We start from the raw sequence: 15,745 nt of genomic DNA, 5'->3' as shown, positions 1-15,745 counted from the left end.
TTGGAGGAGAAGGTGGCAAAAGACTCAAAATCTGGCGGGTTGGGCGACTGGATGTCCTCGGTGTGGGGGGCGGTGGAGCGGGTGCCCCGGCTGGAGGCGCGCGTTGCGGCCTGGATTCCCACGCTCTTTGCCGCCAGAAGCGCCTCGGGCGCGCTGGTGGAGCTGGGCCGCCAGACGCTGGGCCCCCTCACCGACGAGGAGCGCGACTGGCGCCTTCCCGACACCGAGCTCGCGCAGCTCGTGGGCGCGATGGCGGAGCTGGCTGACGCGCTGCCGGCGCTCGACAAAGCCTTTCCCAGCCTCGGAGAGATGAGCCAGCTGCGCGCGGAGGTGGCCGCCGATCCGGCCACCCATGAGCTGGGCATCAGCCTGCTCAAAAGCCTCGAAGAGCTCGCGCAGAGCGGGCTGACAAAGGTCGTGGAGCTGGCCTTTTTCTCGCGGGAGACCCCGCAGAGCGAGGCCACCGCCGAGCGCCTGACCCTGCTGCTCAAACGCGTGGAGAGCGCCGCCGACCGCCTCCTGGCCGCGGGCATCGAGGCGATGGCCAAGCCCCCCACCGATGGCAGCACCGGCGACGATCCCTGCCCCGAGCCTCAAGACACAGCCTCCGAAGACGCGATGTTGGAAGACGCCCCTTCGACCGACGCCGAAGCGCCCGAGGCCGTGGCGCCCCCCTCCACCCCCGAGGATTCATGAGCCTCAACCCCACCCCCCACCTCTCGCCAGCGCTGCAACGGGATCTTGAGGCGATCGTCGGCCCGGGCTGGGTGCGTTGCCAGCTCCCCGACCGGCTGGCCTACGACAACGACTGCTGGCCGCGCGGCATTATTTTGACGCGCGGGCGCCGGGTGGGGGTGCATCGGCCCTCGGCGGTGGTGCAGCCGGCCAACGAAGACGAGGTGGTGCAGCTTGTCGGCTGGGCGCGCCAGACCGGCACGCCCATCATCCCCTTCGGCGCGGGAAGTGGCGTGTGCGGGGGCACGGTGGCACTCGATGAGCGGGCGATCGTCATCGATCTCAAACGTATGGACCAGCTTCTGGAGGCCGACGCCGAGCGGCTGATCATGCGCGCGCAGCCCGGGCTTATCGGCATGAATATGGAGCGGGCGCTGAACTACCGGGGGCTGACCCTGGGGCACTTTCCCTCCTCGCTCTACTGCTCGAGCGTGGGCGGGTATCTGGCGGCGCGCTCGGCCGGGCAGTACTCCAGCCTCTACGGCAAGATTGAAGACATGGTCGTGAACATGCGCGTGGTCACGGGACGCGCCGATGTCATTGACAGCGCCGCCAGTGTGCGCCGCCCCGGGGTGTGGGATGGCGAGTCGGCTGGGGGTATGGCGGCGGAGAGCACGCAGCTTTTTGTGGGCAGCGAGGGCACCCTGGGGCTGATCACCGAGGCCACGCTGCGCCTGCAGCCCTTGCCCTCGCGCCAGATCTACCGCGGCTTTCAGTTTCCCTCGCTTAAGGGCGCGCTCGACGCCATCCGCGAGCTGATGCAGCAGGGGCTCAGGCCCGCGGTGGTGCGCCTCTACGACGAGTTCGACAGCCTGATCGCCGGCAGCGGCCGAAAGCGCGCCCGCAAGGCCGAGGCCTCCACCCTGAGCACGGTGCCCCCCGGCAGCAACTCGCCAACGCCGAGCGCCGGCGAATTGCTCAAGGGGTTGGGGCGCCTGGCAAAACGTACGCTGGGGGATCTGGGGGTGGCCGCGCCGGTGGAGCGCCTGGTGGAACGGGCCTCCCACGAGCTCTTGAGCCGCGCGGTGGGTCAGCCCCTGCTCATCAACCGCCTGGCTGAGCGGGTGCCCGCCCAATGCCTGCTGGTCATCGGCTTTGAGGGCCATAACGAGCTCATCGACGCCGAGGCCTCCTTCGCCTTCGACCTGCTGGGGCGTTACGGCGTCGATCTTGGCGAAGGGCCGGGCAAGCACTGGCTGAAAAACCGCTTCTCGGTGAGCTACAAGCAGTCGCCGATGTTTGACGCGGGCACCTTCGTCGACACGATGGAGGTCTCCACGACCTGGGAGAACGTGTTGCCCCTCTATGAGGCGGTGCGCCGGGCGGTGGAGCGGGAGGTCTTTATCATGGCCCATTTCAGCCATGTGTACGCCGAGGGCTGCTCGATCTACTTCACCTTTGCGGGCTTCGGGGCCGACGTGGACCAGACGCTGCGCACCTACGAGCTGACCTGGAACCGCGCGCTGGGCGCAGTGGCCGACGCGGGCGGCTCGATCGCCCACCACCACGGCGTGGGGCGCTCCAAGGCGGCGTTTACCGCCCGCGACCATCGCGGCGGCGAAGCCCTCTTTCGGGCGCTGAAGTCCACCTACGATCCGGACGGTATCCTCAACCCATCGAAGGTCTACCTGTGAGCACAACGACACCGACGTTGAGCGCGCCCTCCCGACACCATTATAAGGCCCGGGGCCTTGAGCTTCCGGCCGAGGAGCGGCTGGTGGAGACAAGCCAGGAGCTCCTCGCGCACTGCCGGGAGCTCGACGCGGCCGGCCGCGCGTATGTGCTGGTGGGCGACGGGCAGCATCTTCGCTATTCGCTGGCCGGCGCGGTGGCGCTGCGCACCGAGGGCATGGATCGCATCCTGTCCATCGATCGCCACAGCGGGCTTGTGCAGGCGGAGGCCGGCGTGCGCTGGCGCGATCTGCAGGACGCCCTTTACGCCGAGGGGCTCTCGGCCGGGGGCTACGCCTTGATGCCCTCCACGGCGACCCTGGGGGGCCTCCTGGCGCGTTTTCGCCCGGGCCCCAAAACGCTGGGGATGGGCTCGCTTCGCGACGGCTGCGTGGCCCTGAGCGCGTTTTCGCCCAAAAGCGGCAGCTACGAGTATCTGGCGGCGCCGCGCAAGGCCGCCGGCCCCGACCTGCGTTATCTATTTATAGGCGCCGAGGGCCGCCACGGCCCGATTCTGGAGGCCACGCTGGTCGCTCGCCGCCCCCTGGAGAGCGAGCTTTTGATCTTTGAGGGGCTCGGGCTCGCGGAGGCCCTGGCGCTCCTGGAGGCCGTCTACCGGGCCGGGCTGCGCTGGCAGTGGATTCATTATGGCGCGCGCGCCGAACGCCTGCAGATGGCGCTGAGCGCGCCCGGGGCCCTGTTACGGGGGCAGATCCGGTGGATCGAGGCGAACCTGCGCCTGCCCGACGCCCATCTGGACGTGGAGGGGCTTCGGGCGCGGCGGCGCTGGCTCGAAGATCGCCACCCCGCCCGCCGCGCGCATAGCCGCGCCGAGCGCTCCAGCGGGCTGTGGTGTACGGCCCGCGCGCTGCAGAACCCGCCGCTCGATCGGAGCACCCCGGGGGTGGAGGACCTGACGATCACGGCCTTTACCCCCGATCGCGTCGAGCTTGTGGTCGAGCACAACGCTCCGCTCGATGTGCCCATGCCCGGGGTGATCGCGCGCTGGCCGCTGCGCCAGAGCCTGCCCCTTGACCCACCCGCCACCACGGAGCCCTCCTGATGCGCCACGACGACGCCCCACCCCGGGGAGACGCCCCCCCTCTGACGCAGGCTCCGCAAGGCGACGCGCCACCGGCTGTGCGGCCGACGTCGACCCCCGACGACATCGGGCGCATGAGCGCCTACTGCACCTACTGCCCCAAGATGTGCCGCTTTAGCTGCCCGGCGTCTGCTGCGGAGTCGCGCGAGACGGTCACGCCCTGGGGGATGATGCGGCTGTTGGAGCTGACCCGCGATCAGAGCGTGGCATTAAGCCCGGAGGTGGCCGAGACCTTTTACCATTGCACCGGTTGCCGGCGCTGCCAGGCCTTTTGCCGCCACGACAACGACGTGCCCCGCGCGTTGTGGCTGGCGCGTGAGCAGGCGGCTGAGGCCGGGATGGTGCCGCCTGCGCTCGGGCCTCTGCGCGAGAGTTTTGCCGCGCATAGCCGCCCTTACGCCGGGGCGGTCGGCTGGCGCCCCGACCCCGAGGTCTTTGACCCGGAGAGCACCGTGGGCTTCTGGCCGGACTGCGACACGCTCCAGTCCAACGCGGGGCTTATCGATCGCCTGGGAAGGCTGCTTGAGCGCCTGCTCGGGCAGAAGGTGCGCCTGATCGGCACCGGCCCCGATCATCTGCCGGTCTGCTGTGGGTTTCCATTGGGCGCCACCGGCGACAGGCCGGCGCTGGACCACCACCTCCAGGATCGCTGGCCCTCGCTCGAGGGGCTCACCGAGCTTTATACCGACTGCCCGGCGCTGCGCGCCTGGGCCGAGCCGGGGAGCTCCTGGCCGGAGCTCTCCCACGGCGATCCGCAGCGCCTCAAACCCACCCACCTCGTGGAGGTGTTGGCCGAGGCCATCGCCAAAAACCCGCCGGCGCAGAAGATCAATCTGAGCGAGGTCATGGTGCACCACAGCTGCATGATGACCCGCCAGGCCGCGCTCTCAGCCGCAAGCCTCAAGGTGCTGCGCGCGCTCGGGGGCACTGAGCCCGTGGCGATGATGTTTGACGGGGTGGAGTCGGAGTGCTGCGGGGGCCAGGCCGTCTACCGCGCGCTGGAGCCCGAGGCGGCCAACCGTCAGGCCGCGCGTGTGGCCGATCAGCTGCATCAGCATCCCACGGCCACCCGCCAGGTGAGCACGGCGGCGACGTGTGCCTGCGCGCTGGCTGAGGCCCGCGACGATCTCGACATCACCTCTCTGCTGGAGCTGGTCTGCGAGGCCTACGCGCTTTAGATTCACCCCGTGGTTTTACCTCGATGTTGAAGATTCACCGGCCTTAGATCGCCGGCTGCCCCGATGGGATTTTGTATGCGTGAACACTCGGCACATCTTCGCACCTTTGTCGTCGCCAACCCGGTCGCCGGGGCGGGCCAGGTCAAAGAGGACTGGCCGCTCTTAGAGCGTCTTTTTCGCGCGAACCTCCCGGAGGTCGACTTTGCCTTTACCGAAGGTCCGGGCCACGCCACGTTGCTGGCCCGCGAGGCGTTGCGCACGGGCTGGGAGATGATCGTGGCCGTGGGCGGCGACGGCACCCTCAACGAGGTTGCCAACGGCTTTTACGAGCGCCCCGACGCCTCGGCCTGCTACGCGCTCGACGAAGAGGGCTGGGTGCGCCGCCTCGACGTGAGTTTAAAGCCGATCAACCCCGACGCGGTGCTGGGCCTTGTGCCCCTGGGCACCGGCGGGGACTTTCGGCGCTCGGTGGGGCTGATGGCCGGCGCGCCCGAGGCCATTGAGCGCCTGCGCGGCCGCGAGACCCGCGCGCTGGATCTGGGGCAGGTGGGCTTTCTGGACGCCCGCGATCGCATCGCCACACGCTACTTTGTGAACATCGCCAGCGGGGGCATCAGCGGGCTGGTCGACGCGATGGCCAACAGCACCTGGAAGGGGCTGGGCGGCCGCGCGAGCTTCACGCTTGCCACGGCCCGGGCTTTTGCGCGCTGGAAGAATATCGAGGTGGAGCTTCGCCTGGATGATACCGCCGAGCTGCGCGAGCGGGTGCTCAACCTGGTGGTCGCCAACGGTGAGTATTTTGGCGGGGGCATGTGGGTGGCCCCGGGCGCGGAGCTCGACGACGGCAAGCTGCAGCTCATCGTCATGGGCGATCTGAGCAAGGCGCAGGCCGTGCGCATGTTCACCGACATCTACAAGGGCAAGCACTTAAGCCACCGCAACGTCGGCCGTCACCGCGCCCGGCAGGTGGCGGTGCGCCTTGTCAAAAGCTCGCCATACGCCCTGGTCGATCTCGACGGGGAGCAGCCCGGCAAGCTCCCGGCGACGTTTAACGTGCACGCCGGTGCGCTGAAGTTTAAGGCCTGAGATCGGCCCCCCTGCTCAGGCCGCCAGCGCCGGCTCCTCGCTGCCCGATGAGGGCTGAGCGGTCGGCTCGGCCTGACGGCGCAGAAGGCGCATGGCGTTGAAGATCACGATCATGCTCGCGCCCATATCGGCCACGATCGCCATCCACAGCGTGGCCCAGCCGCCCATCGCCAGCACCAGGAAGATGGCCTTGAGCCCCAGCGCCACGCTGATGTTCTGCAAAATGATGGCGCGGGTCTTTTTGCCGATGGCGATCGCCTCGGCCAGCCGGCTCAAGTCATCGCCCATCAGCGCCACATCGGCGCTCTCCAGGGCCACGTCGGTGCCGGCGGCGCCCATGGCCACACCCACCGAGGCCGCAGCCAGCGCGGGCGCGTCGTTGACGCCGTCGCCGACCATCGCGACCCGATCGTCGGTGCGGGCTTTGAGGGCTTCGACGCGGGCGATCTTGTCGTGAGGGGTCTGGCGAGCGAAGACGAGCTCGGGGTTGAGCCCCAGGCGCTCGGCCACGGCCAGGGCGGCCGGGCGGCCGTCGCCGGTGAGCATGGCGATCTCCTCGATCCCCGCCGCGCGCAGCGCTGCAAGGGCCGCCGGCGCTTCGGCGCGCACGCGGTCACCAAGTGCGATCACCCCTAAGAGCTGCGCATCGCGGGCGACGGCAACGAGCGTGTGGCCGCGCCCCTCCAGCGCGTGGGCTTTTGCGACAAAGTCCTCGTCGAGGGCCACACCCAGCTCCGAGAGCCACTCCAGCTGACCCACCCGCAGGGTGGGCATCGACCCCGGTGCAGCATGGTCATCGCGCCCCGCCGCGTCATCGTCGCGAAGGCGCGCCTCAATGCCCGCCCCGACCACCGCGCGGGCGTCGACCACCTGATCGACAAAAATCGCCAGTTCAAAACGCCCCATCGCCGCAGCCACGATCGCGCGGCCGATGGGGTGCTCGCTGGCCGCCTCCACCCGCGCGGCCGCCAGCAAAAGCTCATCGGCCTCCACTCCCGGGGCGGCCTCCATCGCCTCGACCACAAGTTTGCCCTCAGTGAGCGTCCCGGTCTTATCGAGCGCCAGCGCGCGCAGCCCGCCCAGGCGCTCCAGCCACTTGCCCCCCTTGACCAGGATGCCCTGGCGAGCGGCCCGCGCGAGCCCCGCCACGTTGGCAATGGGTGTGGAGATCACCAGCGCGCAAGGGCAGGCGATCACCAGAAAGACCAGCGCGCGGTAAAACCACAGCTCCCCGCCACCGCCGGCAACCAGCGGCCCGAGCAGGGCCACGGCCACCGCCAGCGCCACCACCGCCGGGGTGTAATAACGCGCAAAACGATCGATGAACTGCTCGGCCGGCGAGGCCTGGGCGCGGGCCTCTTCGACGGCGTCGATGATGCGGGCCAGGGTGCTGCGCGAGGCCGGCTCGGTGCAGCGCATGCGCACGCGGCCGGCCTGGTTGACCGTGCCGGCGTAGAGGGCGTCGCCCTCGACCTTGCGCACATGGCGGGACTCACCGGTGATGGTCGACTCGTCGATCTCGGTCACGCCGCTCAAGAGTTCGCCGTCGACCGGAACACGCGCGCCGGGACGAAGCTCCACCTCATCGCCCGGGCGCACCTCGTCGACGGGGACCTCTTCAAAACCTTCGCCGCGTCGCACCCGCGCCACCGGCGGGGCCAGCGAAACAAGCGCGCCGATGGCCTCGCGCGCCCGCACCATCGAGCGGGCCTCCAGCCACTCGGCAAACCCGAAGAGCAGGATCACGGCCGTGGCCTCGAACCACTCTCCGATGGCCGCCGCCCCGATCACGGCGACAGTCACCAGGATGTTGATGTCGATGCGGCGCTGGCGAAGCGCATGAAAGGCCTGCCGAAACACATAGACGCCGCCGACTGCGATCGCCGCGCCCAGAGCCAACTTCTCGGCCATCGCCGCGCCCTCAACGCCAAAGCGCAAGAAGGCACCCAGGGCGGTGAGCAGGGCGCCGGCCACCACCGTAAAGAAGCGCCCGTCAAAGGCGGAGCTTGAGGGCGCGGCGCGGCGGCCGGCCTCCCGGCGCGGGTGGGCTTTAAGCCCCACGCGTCCCAGGGCGGCCACGGTGGCCTCATCGCGCGAGCTCTGCCCGTCGTGGTACACGGTCAGGGTGCCGGAGGGCACGCTGATGCGCAGCTCGGCGACGCCCGGCGCGCCCTGCAGCGCGTCTTCGATCATCCGCACTTCGCTCTGGCAACATAAGCCCTCCACGTCGAAGACGGTGCGCGCGGCGGCGGAGCTCGCCGGGGCGTCAGACACCTCGTGGGAGGGCTCATGCGCGTCATGGTGATGATCATGATCGTGGTGATCATGATCGTGGTGATCGTGACCATGATCGTGAAGGTGCCCCCCACCATCACGATGCGCCGATGACGCCTCGGTGGGCGGCGCGTCGGAGGCGCACCCATCGCCGGTGCAACAGGTCGAGCTCTGGAGGGGGTCGCGATCCACGAAAAACTCCTGATGAGGTGCCGTATCAGTGGGGCAGGTCGAGCGAGTGCCCGAGGGCCGTCTACCTTAAAGACGGCGCTCAGAGAGGAAGCCTTACGCCGCGCTGCCACACCGTCAACCCACAGCGAGCGCCGGCTATGCCGCGGCACGTCGGGGAATGCTGGCCAGCGCGCGCGATGTTCTTGACGATGCGCCGGCGCACGCGCCCGGCGGCCCGCGCACTGCTAGAGGCGTAAGGATCGCCCCCGGGCTGGCAAGCGGCGCGTCGGTTGGTATGTTTAGCAGCGTCGATGATGACCCGCACCCCATCGTGTCGCATCGCGGAGCGACTTTCGTCACCTCAAAGGTTCGCCGCATCTTCAGGAGCCCCCATGGCCTCATCCAAATTTAACCCCTCGGCGCGCACGCTCTTGCTCTTTGCGGTGGCCCTGGTGGTCGTGACCATGCTGGTGCCCTACGGCTACATCGTGGCCTACCCGCTGCGCCTCTTTGGCACCTTTGTGCACGAGACAGGCCACGCGCTGGCCACGGTCGTCACCGGCGGCTCGGTCAGCGGCATGCACGTCAACCTGGACACCAGCGGGCTGACCTTGAGCCGAGGCGGCGCGAGCCTGCTGATCAGCTCGGCGGGCTATCTGGGCACCGTCGCGCTGGGCGCGGCGCTTCTGGTCGCCGGCCGACGCCAGGTGTGGGCGCGCAAGGTCTTGATGGTACTCGGTGTGGGCACGCTTGTGGCCACCGCGGTCTTCGGCGGCTACGGCAGCTCGTTGCTGGCCGTGGGCGGATTTATCGTGGGCGTGGGGCTGTGGGCGCTGGGGCGCCGGCGGTCGCGGGCCGACCAACCCGCCGGCGCGTTGTATGCCGGCGGCGCGGTAGCAACACTTGCCGCCCTGGCCTACCTGGGCTTCTCCGGCGCGCTGCTCACCTGGGCCATCGGCCTTGTGGCCGCCGCCCTGCTGCTGGGCGTCGCGTTTTATGCCGCGCCCTGGGTGCAGCATATGCTGGTCATCGCGCTGGGCGTGCAGCTGAGCTTCGACGGGCTGCACTCCATCCGCTACCTCATCGACCACACCGTGGCCGCGCGCGGCCACTCCGACGCGGTCAACATGGCGCAGTTTACGGGCATCCCGGCCACCGTCTGGGCCGTGCTCTGGGCGCTGGTGGGCCTGGCGATTGTGGTGGTGGCCTTCGCCCTCTTCTGGCGCGAGAACAAACGCGAGAGCTTTGAGGCCTCGATCCAATGACCGGCCTTTCGGCCCCCGGAGTTGTACCGCTATGAGTGAGCTTAAAGACCGCCTGATGCGCACGGTGCGCGCCAACCTCAACCACCTGCTCGATAACGTGCAGAAGTTCGAGGAGCGCGGTGGCCTGCGCTCGATCATCAACCCGGAGTCCGCCGATGAAGGCTGGGAGGAGATCGGCCAGAACCCACGGCCGGCCTCCGCTAACGCGGCCCCTCCGGCGACCCAGGGCCCCAAGACTCTGCGCGACTATTACGCCAACCTGGAAGTCCCCTACGGAAGCGATCTTCCCACGGTCAAGGCGGCCTACCGCAACATGATGCGCCGCTACCACCCGGATAACTTCGCCAACGATCCGGAGATGGAGAAGGTCGCCACCAACCTCTCCCAGGAGCTGGCCGTGGCCTACCAGGCCATTGAGCGCTACCTGCGCACCGGCAGCTACTGAGACCTGCCTTAAACTGAGGGGTACTGCGCCTCGTAGCGCTCAAAGAGCGCGTCGATCAGCGCCTTGCTCTCTCCGCTGAGCCGCGTAAACGCCACTCCCATACCCATCTCCGGGCCGCTCGCCTCCACGCGCACCACCTCGCCCTCGCCCTCCACCGTCTCGACATCATCGAGGATCACCGAGAACTTCAGGGTGACGCGGGTGCCCAGCGCCAGCGGTTTCTTGGAGCGGATAAAGACTCCGCCCCGCGAGATGCTCGTGACGTACTCGGCGATGTAGGCGTCGATCACCGCAAACTCGCGGTTGACCGGCACGCGCTCATGTTCGCGCCGCTCCGGAGAGTTGGCGCGCTGCGTGGTGTTGAGGAGCTGCGGGGTTCCCGCGCCCGGGCGATTCGCGTCGCTCATCGCATGACCCTGATTCGCTGTGGAAGTGTTCGTTGGGTCGAACAGCTTTCAGAGTAACGATTCCTTAAGCCGATGGCGAGCTTAGAGCGCGCTGGCGAGCACGAAGTCGATGTGCAGCCGCTGCGCCTCGCGGTTGCTGAAGCGACGACGGCGCGCCGCCGCCGCGGCGCGACGCGTGACCCCGTGGGCCTGAGCATCGTCGCTGACGCGGGCGTAGAGCTCGCGGGCGGCCTTGCGGCGCCCCTGCAGGTCGAGCGCCCAGCCCAGATAGAGCCCCACCTCGGCGCGGCGGCCGGCCTCATCGATCGCATCGAGCGCGCGGCGAAACGCGCCTTCGGCCCGGCGGCCGCGCAGCGCGCTCAGCGCCACAAGCCCCGCCAGCACGTGGTAGCGCGCGGAGGTCGGCTCCAGCGCCACGGCGTACTCCAGGGTGATGAGCAGGCGCTGCGGATCTTCGCCTTCGAGGTAGAGACGGTAGGCGTTGCGGTAATAGTCCGCGGCGCGCCCGCGCGCGCTCTCCTGCCAGGTGGGCCAGGCCTGCACGGGCTCCACGCGCGTATCGAGCTCGGCGCGCGCCTCGCCATGGGCGCCGCGAAGGCGCAGCGGCACAAACCAGCGCAGCGCGGTGGGCGCGCGCCCGGCCGCCACCCAGAGGCGCCCGGCGGCCGGCTCGAAGATCACCGACATCACCTCGGCGATGCGGATGGCGTCGGAACCGGGCGCAGCCTCACTGTCGCCGCCCAGGCCGCGGGCGAGCTCCATCAGCGGGAGGGGTCGGTCGGAGCGCCAGGTGGCGATCAGGCTGCCAAGGTGGGCGTCGCGGCGCGCCTCTTCCCGCGCCAGCGCCGGGGAGCGCTGCAGCTCGGCGGTCGACGGCCCGCCACGCACGAAAAGTCCGCGCCCCTCTTCAACCTCCACGCCCACCCTCAGCGGGCTGACTTCCACCTTTGCCCTACGCCCGCTGGCCCCCTCACTGAGCACGTAGGTCCAGCTCGTCATCGGCGGGTGCTGCCGCAGAATCGCCACGGCCTCCTCGATGGTGCGCGCCTCATTGAGCACCTGCAGTGCCGCCGGTCCGAGCGGCACCCCCGCCCGATCTCCCAGCGCCGCCGGCCCGGGATGCGTGCTCAGCGTCAGCCCGGCGGCGTTCATGCCGGCGGGCAACCCCGTCAAAAACCCCAGCGAGCTGACCAGCGCATAGCTAAACCCGTGGTCGGGGTGCATCACCACCACCCGCGCTGCCCGATCCCAGCGCTCCACCGCGGCGTTCTCAAAGCTAAAGGCGTGCAGCACCCCGCAGGTGTCCGTGGGCACCACCACCGCGCTGGAGGCCAGAAGGGGCGAATGGGAGCGGGCTTTAAGCCGCCCTTCCACCAGCCCGGCCACATTGCCGGCGCGCGCCCACGCCCACTGATCCCAGATCTGCTGGGTGGCCAGGGCCTCCTCCACATCGAGCCCGGCGCCCTCGGCGAAGGCCGTCAAAATCTGAAGATGCTCGGCCGGAAGGCGCTGGCGGAGCAGGCGAGGCAACACCGCCCCGCCCACGACCCTGCCGGCCGCGGCGATGACCCGTGAGCCGCTCTCGGCGCTGATGCGCTGCACGTAGTCGTCAAAGGCGCGGTGGGCGCCTTCGCGAAGCTCGGTGGCGAGCCGCCTCCCAAGGTCGCGCCCCGCCGAGGTGAGCGGGCCGCTGACGTTGGCCACGTGCACATCCCCCACCGGCGTGGTCACGCGCCCCAGCCCGCCGGCGCGCTCAGGGTAGTACACCGCCCGTGCTGCACTTTGCCCGGGCTCAGACGAGCGCGCGCCATCGGTGGAGGTTGAACTCATCGCGTCATCACCCTGATGCATCAATGTTGCGCTTCGACCGGCGCGGCGAACCCCCGCGAGCGCCACATCACCACGATCATCACCGCGTTAAAGAGGGTCGCCAACACCACCTGCATGCCCAGTGCGGCCTCCGGAGCGACGCTCATCAGCGCGACGCCCCCGTAAATCACAAACATATGCGTGCCCAGCCCCATCCAGCTCGCCAGGCGCATGGTGCCACGGTGGGCACCGCGGTAGCGCGCGATCGCCGCCGGGTCATTCACCTCGCTGCGCTTCTCGGTGCTGCCGCTGGCAAAACGCTCCTGCACCTGAAGGTAGCCCACATAAATCCAGAGCAAGAAACGCTCGAGAAGTTGGCCCTGCGCGCGGGCTTCGGCCAGCTCGGCTCGCACCGCTTCCACCGTCTCGGTGCCCTCACCGCCGCCGGCCTGCGGCATGGTGTGGGCCAGATAGAGGTTCTTGAGCTTGTCGTAGATGATGCAGTGAATCCAGGTGGAGAAGCCCGCCACGGCCGCGGCCACAAACCAGCCGCTGCCATAAAGGTGGCGAATCCCAAAGCCCAGGATCACGTAGGCCGGCAGAAGCACCAGCACATCCACAAAACCATCGAGGATGCGCCCCACCCGCGTGCCGCCGCCCTGGGCCCTGGCGAGCTGCCCGTCGGCGCAATCGAGGATCACCGCGCCAAAGAGAAAGAAGGCCGCGACCAACCACCCCAACGAGCCGCCCCAACCCTCAAAAAAGCTAAAGTAGAGCGCCACCGATCCCGTCCAGCCGCTGATCAGGCTCATCAGGGTGACGTGGTTGGGGCCGAGCCCGGTCGGGATCAGCGCGGCGGCCACGGCCGCGGCCACCGGGCGATGAAAGTAACGATCGATGGGCTCTTCCACATCGAGCGACTTAAACGCCAGGGCCTGGCTTAAGCGCTCGCCATAGGTCGACGCGCTCATGCCACGCTCCAACTCTGGTAGAGCGCGCGGGCCGCCTCCAGATCGTCGATCGTGTCGATCTCCGTCCAGCTCCCCGGCGCGACCTCGCGGGCGTAAAACGCGCAGCCCTGCGGGATAAGCTCCGCAAAGACATCTTCGTAGTAGAGGCGCACGCGCTCCTCGGCGTTGAGCGCCTCCAGCCGATCTTTCAGCGCCTCAAAGGCCGAGGGCCCGACCTTCTGCACGCCCAGCGACTCCCCATGAGAGCTTTGGGGATCGAGCCCCTTACTCAGCCCTTCGATCGCGTCGGTGTCGCCGAGGCGGATCTTCATCTCCTCCTGCCCCAGCGCGTCAAAACGAATCATCGTGAGCACGTTCTCACGCGTATCGGCCAAAAGGTCGGCCACCCAGGCGGTCTGCCGCAGGAGGATGTCGCCGTCGCAGAGCAAAAACGAGTCGCCCTGAAGCGCGCGCATCCCGACCAGCGTTGAGACCGCGTTGTTTTCGCTGGCATAGGTCGGATTTGGCGCAAAGGCGACCTCCAGGCCCAGATCCCAGGACTCCACCTGAGCGACCATACGCTCATGCAGGTAACCTGTGACCAGGATGGCGCGCTCAATGCCGACCGCAGCGAGCTGGTCGAGCAGGCGCTTGAGCAACGCTACTCCACCGACTTCCAGCAGGCATTTGGGGCGGTCTTCGGTCAGAGGACGCAGGCGGCTGCCGGTCCCGGCGACCAGCAGGATCGCCTCGCGGGGCGAATGAGAAGGACGAGTTTTCGACATGGGGTAGCTCCGGCAAGGGCTGAAGGCGCGCCGAAGGTAGTCCTCGCCAAAAAGCGTGTCAAACCGCTCATTCTCCCCATCGCATCAAAGGATTAGGGCCCCTCCAACACCGCTCATTGAGCAAAGCATGGGAGGGGCCCCGGCTCCCCCCAGGCCAATTGTACAGCAACTTGTACGGCAATCTTTGCACTGCGCTGCGTCGCGCTGCGCGCGCGCAGCGCAGTGTCGTCGTCTCAGTGGGGCGGCGCGAGCGAAGCACGCAACGCGCCGCCGGGGAGGTCAGCCGAAGGCGGGGGCGTCGGCCCCGGCAACGCCTCCGCCTTGTAAGCGCGACCGGCTCTCACCGGCGCGCCCGGTACATCGACCGAAGAGGGCGTAATGCCCCCCTCTGCAGGCAGCCCGCCCCTCACACCGGGCAAACCCGCCTCCCCCCTGAGAGCGCTCGCCACGACTCCGAGCGCCCTTCTGGTTCCCCCCATCCCCCCCGCAGATCGCCCACCACATACTCCGGGCGAACTCTGGGAAACGTCTCAAAACTGGTCTTCTTCGGTCGACCCACGCATCGCCACCGTCTGCGACTCGCCGCCGGTGATCGTGAGCTGAACCTCATCGAAGTAGCCCGCGCCCACAAAAGCCTGGTGGCGCACCGCGCTGTAGTTCTGCTGGCGGGCCAGCTCAAACTCGTGCTCCTGCAGCTGGGAGTAGGCCGCCATGCCTCGCTCCCGATAGTCCAACGCCAGCTCGAACATCGCCGCGTTCAGCGAATGCCACCCCGAGAGGGTCACAAACTGCAGCGCGTAGCCCATCTCACCGAGCTTCTCCTGGAAACGCGCGATGGTGCGATCATCGAGGTTCTGCCTCCAGTTGAACGATGGAGAGCAGTTGTAGGCCAGAAGTTTGTCGGGGTACTTCGACCGAACTTCTTTCGCGAACTCCTCGGCCTCACCCAGATCCGGCGTCGACGTCTCACACCAGAGCATGTCGGCGTAAGGTGCGTAGGCCATCGCCCGCTCAATGGCGAACTCCAGCCCGCCGCGGATGGTGTAGAAGCCCTCGGCGCTGCGCCCGCTCTCGGCCTTGATGAAGGGGCGATCCATCGGGTCGATGTCGCTGGTGAGCAACTTCGCCGAGTGGGCGTCGGTGCGGGCGACCAGCACCGTGGGCACCCCCATCACGTCGGAGGCCAGGCGCGCAGCCACAAGCTTCTGGATGAACTCGCTGGTGGGCACGAGCACCTTGCCGCCCATATGCCCGCACTTCTTGGCCGACGAGAGCTGATCCTCAAAATGCACCCCCGAGGCGCCGGCCTCGATCATCGCCTTCATCAGCTCAAAGGCGTTGAGGTTGCCGCCAAAGCCCGCCTCCGCATCCGCCACGATCGGCGCAAACCAGTCGCGCTTCGGGGTGCCCTCGATATGCGCCACCTGGTCGGCGCGCTGCAGCGCGCGGTTGACCCGATCGACGAGCTTGGGCACCGAGTCCACCGGATAGAGGCTCTGGTCGGGGTAGACCCCGCGCGCCGAGTTGGCATCGCCGGCGACCTGCCACCCGCTGATGTAGATCGCCTCCAGCCCCGCCTGCACCTGCTGGATCGCCTGATTGCCGGTGACCGCGCTCAAACAGCGCACAAAGGGCCGGTCGTGAAAGAGCTCCCACAGGCGCACCGCGCCCCTCTCGGCCAGGGTGTAGGTGATCGGCACGCTGCCTCGCAGCTTAAAGACCTGCGACGCCGGATAAGGGCGCTGCACCCCGCGCCAACGCGGATCTTTGTCCCACTGTGCCTGCAACGCTTCGGAAGATTGGGCCTGACTCATCTGCTGCTCCTGTTCTCAATCAAGTCGATGATGAACAGGCCGCCATGGGGGGG

At 68.5% G+C, this 15,745-nt stretch carries 13 protein-coding genes; 7 read left to right on the top strand and 6 right to left on the bottom strand.

The genetic code is table 11. From position 1 onward, the window contains the following. The first annotated feature begins 12 nt into the window (after nucleotides 1-12). From FRC98_RS17595 to FRC98_RS17575, 5 genes are all read left to right on the top strand, one after another. Nucleotides 13-696 (top strand): hypothetical protein, encoded by a 684-nt coding sequence (locus tag FRC98_RS17595; protein ID WP_146982742.1) that lies wholly within the window; start codon nucleotides 13-15, stop codon nucleotides 694-696. Next, nucleotides 693-2,369, top strand: a complete 1,677-nt coding sequence (locus tag FRC98_RS17590; protein WP_146982741.1) for an FAD-binding oxidoreductase — start codon at nucleotides 693-695, stop codon at nucleotides 2,367-2,369. Before FRC98_RS17595 ends, FRC98_RS17590 begins: the two co-directional genes overlap by 4 nt. Beyond that, nucleotides 2,366-3,469 carry an FAD-binding oxidoreductase gene (locus FRC98_RS17585; RefSeq protein ID WP_230467739.1) on the top strand — a complete coding sequence of 368 codons (1,104 nt, stop codon included), beginning with the start codon at nucleotides 2,366-2,368 and terminating at the stop codon, nucleotides 3,467-3,469. The genes FRC98_RS17590 and FRC98_RS17585 overlap by 4 nt, the downstream gene beginning before the upstream one ends. Further along, nucleotides 3,469-4,686 carry a heterodisulfide reductase-related iron-sulfur binding cluster gene (locus FRC98_RS17580; RefSeq protein ID WP_146982739.1) on the top strand — a complete coding sequence of 406 codons (1,218 nt, stop codon included), beginning with the start codon at nucleotides 3,469-3,471 and terminating at the stop codon, nucleotides 4,684-4,686. Before FRC98_RS17585 ends, FRC98_RS17580 begins: the two co-directional genes overlap by 1 nt. Nucleotides 4,687-4,761: 75 nt before the next feature. Continuing rightward, the gene (locus tag FRC98_RS17575; RefSeq protein WP_230467738.1) at nucleotides 4,762-5,772 is read left to right on the top strand and encodes a diacylglycerol/lipid kinase family protein; all 1,011 of its coding nucleotides are present in this window, start codon (nucleotides 4,762-4,764) and stop codon (nucleotides 5,770-5,772) included. A gap of 15 nt (nucleotides 5,773-5,787) precedes the next feature. On the opposite strand, the gene FRC98_RS17570 is transcribed toward FRC98_RS17575, so the two are convergent. Next, on the bottom strand, nucleotides 5,788-8,046 hold the full coding sequence (locus FRC98_RS17570) for a heavy metal translocating P-type ATPase (RefSeq protein ID WP_146982737.1): 2,259 nt from the start codon (nucleotides 8,044-8,046) through the stop codon (nucleotides 5,788-5,790). Between the two features lie 563 nt (nucleotides 8,047-8,609). Between FRC98_RS17570 and FRC98_RS17565 the strand changes: the two genes are divergently transcribed. Both FRC98_RS17565 and FRC98_RS17560 read left to right on the top strand, forming a co-directional pair. Then, nucleotides 8,610-9,482: a M50 family metallopeptidase gene (locus FRC98_RS17565; RefSeq protein WP_230467737.1), complete on the top strand. Its 873-nt coding sequence runs from the start codon at nucleotides 8,610-8,612 to the stop codon at nucleotides 9,480-9,482. Between the two features lie 31 nt (nucleotides 9,483-9,513). Further along, nucleotides 9,514-9,927, top strand: a complete 414-nt coding sequence (locus FRC98_RS17560) for a J domain-containing protein (RefSeq protein WP_146982735.1) — start codon at nucleotides 9,514-9,516, stop codon at nucleotides 9,925-9,927. 8 nt (nucleotides 9,928-9,935) lie between these two features. Here FRC98_RS17560 and FRC98_RS17555 read toward each other — a convergent pair whose 3' ends face one another. The 5 genes from FRC98_RS17555 to aceA form a co-directional block, all read right to left on the bottom strand. Beyond that, a complete protein-coding gene (locus FRC98_RS17555; protein WP_146982734.1) occupies nucleotides 9,936-10,334 on the bottom strand; it encodes a PilZ domain-containing protein in 399 nt (132 codons plus the stop codon). A gap of 81 nt (nucleotides 10,335-10,415) precedes the next feature. Further along, nucleotides 10,416-12,164: a carcinine hydrolase/isopenicillin-N N-acyltransferase family protein gene (locus FRC98_RS17550; RefSeq protein ID WP_230467736.1), complete on the bottom strand. Its 1,749-nt coding sequence runs from the start codon at nucleotides 12,162-12,164 to the stop codon at nucleotides 10,416-10,418. 20 nt (nucleotides 12,165-12,184) lie between these two features. Further along, the gene (locus tag FRC98_RS17545; RefSeq protein ID WP_146982732.1) at nucleotides 12,185-13,114 is read right to left on the bottom strand and encodes a CDP-alcohol phosphatidyltransferase family protein; all 930 of its coding nucleotides are present in this window, start codon (nucleotides 13,112-13,114) and stop codon (nucleotides 12,185-12,187) included. Next, nucleotides 13,111-13,878, bottom strand: coding sequence for a phosphocholine cytidylyltransferase family protein (locus FRC98_RS17540; protein WP_146982731.1), 768 nt, complete (start codon nucleotides 13,876-13,878; stop codon nucleotides 13,111-13,113). The genes FRC98_RS17545 and FRC98_RS17540 overlap by 4 nt, the downstream gene beginning before the upstream one ends. A 530-nt stretch (nucleotides 13,879-14,408) precedes the next feature. Further along, nucleotides 14,409-15,692 (bottom strand): isocitrate lyase, encoded by a 1,284-nt coding sequence (gene aceA, locus FRC98_RS17535; protein ID WP_146982730.1) that lies wholly within the window; start codon nucleotides 15,690-15,692, stop codon nucleotides 14,409-14,411. Nucleotides 15,693-15,745: the final 53 nt, after the last annotated feature.

This window comes from Lujinxingia vulgaris (genome assembly GCF_007997015.1).
GTDB classification, from domain to species: Bacteria; Myxococcota_A; Bradymonadia; order Bradymonadales; family Bradymonadaceae; genus Lujinxingia; species Lujinxingia vulgaris.
Note: the sequence above shows the minus strand (reverse complement) of the source record. Positions and strands in the feature narration are given on the sequence as shown.

Coding starts and splice junctions, on each gene's coding strand:
- FRC98_RS17560 (WP_146982735.1), top strand. CDS start 9,514: ATGAGTGAGCTTAAAGACCGCCTGATGCGCACGGTGCGCGCCAACCTC.
- aceA (WP_146982730.1), bottom strand. CDS start 15,692: ATGAGTCAGGCCCAATCTTCCGAAGCGTTGCAGGCACAGTGGGACAAA.
- FRC98_RS17565 (WP_230467737.1), top strand. CDS start 8,610: ATGGCCTCATCCAAATTTAACCCCTCGGCGCGCACGCTCTTGCTCTTT.
- FRC98_RS17555 (WP_146982734.1), bottom strand. CDS start 10,334: ATGAGCGACGCGAATCGCCCGGGCGCGGGAACCCCGCAGCTCCTCAAC.
- FRC98_RS17590 (WP_146982741.1), top strand. CDS start 693: ATGAGCCTCAACCCCACCCCCCACCTCTCGCCAGCGCTGCAACGGGAT.
- FRC98_RS17540 (WP_146982731.1), bottom strand. CDS start 13,878: ATGTCGAAAACTCGTCCTTCTCATTCGCCCCGCGAGGCGATCCTGCTG.
- FRC98_RS17550 (WP_230467736.1), bottom strand. CDS start 12,164: ATGAGTTCAACCTCCACCGATGGCGCGCGCTCGTCTGAGCCCGGGCAA.
- FRC98_RS17575 (WP_230467738.1), top strand. CDS start 4,762: ATGCGTGAACACTCGGCACATCTTCGCACCTTTGTCGTCGCCAACCCG.
- FRC98_RS17580 (WP_146982739.1), top strand. CDS start 3,469: ATGCGCCACGACGACGCCCCACCCCGGGGAGACGCCCCCCCTCTGACG.
- FRC98_RS17545 (WP_146982732.1), bottom strand. CDS start 13,114: ATGAGCGCGTCGACCTATGGCGAGCGCTTAAGCCAGGCCCTGGCGTTT.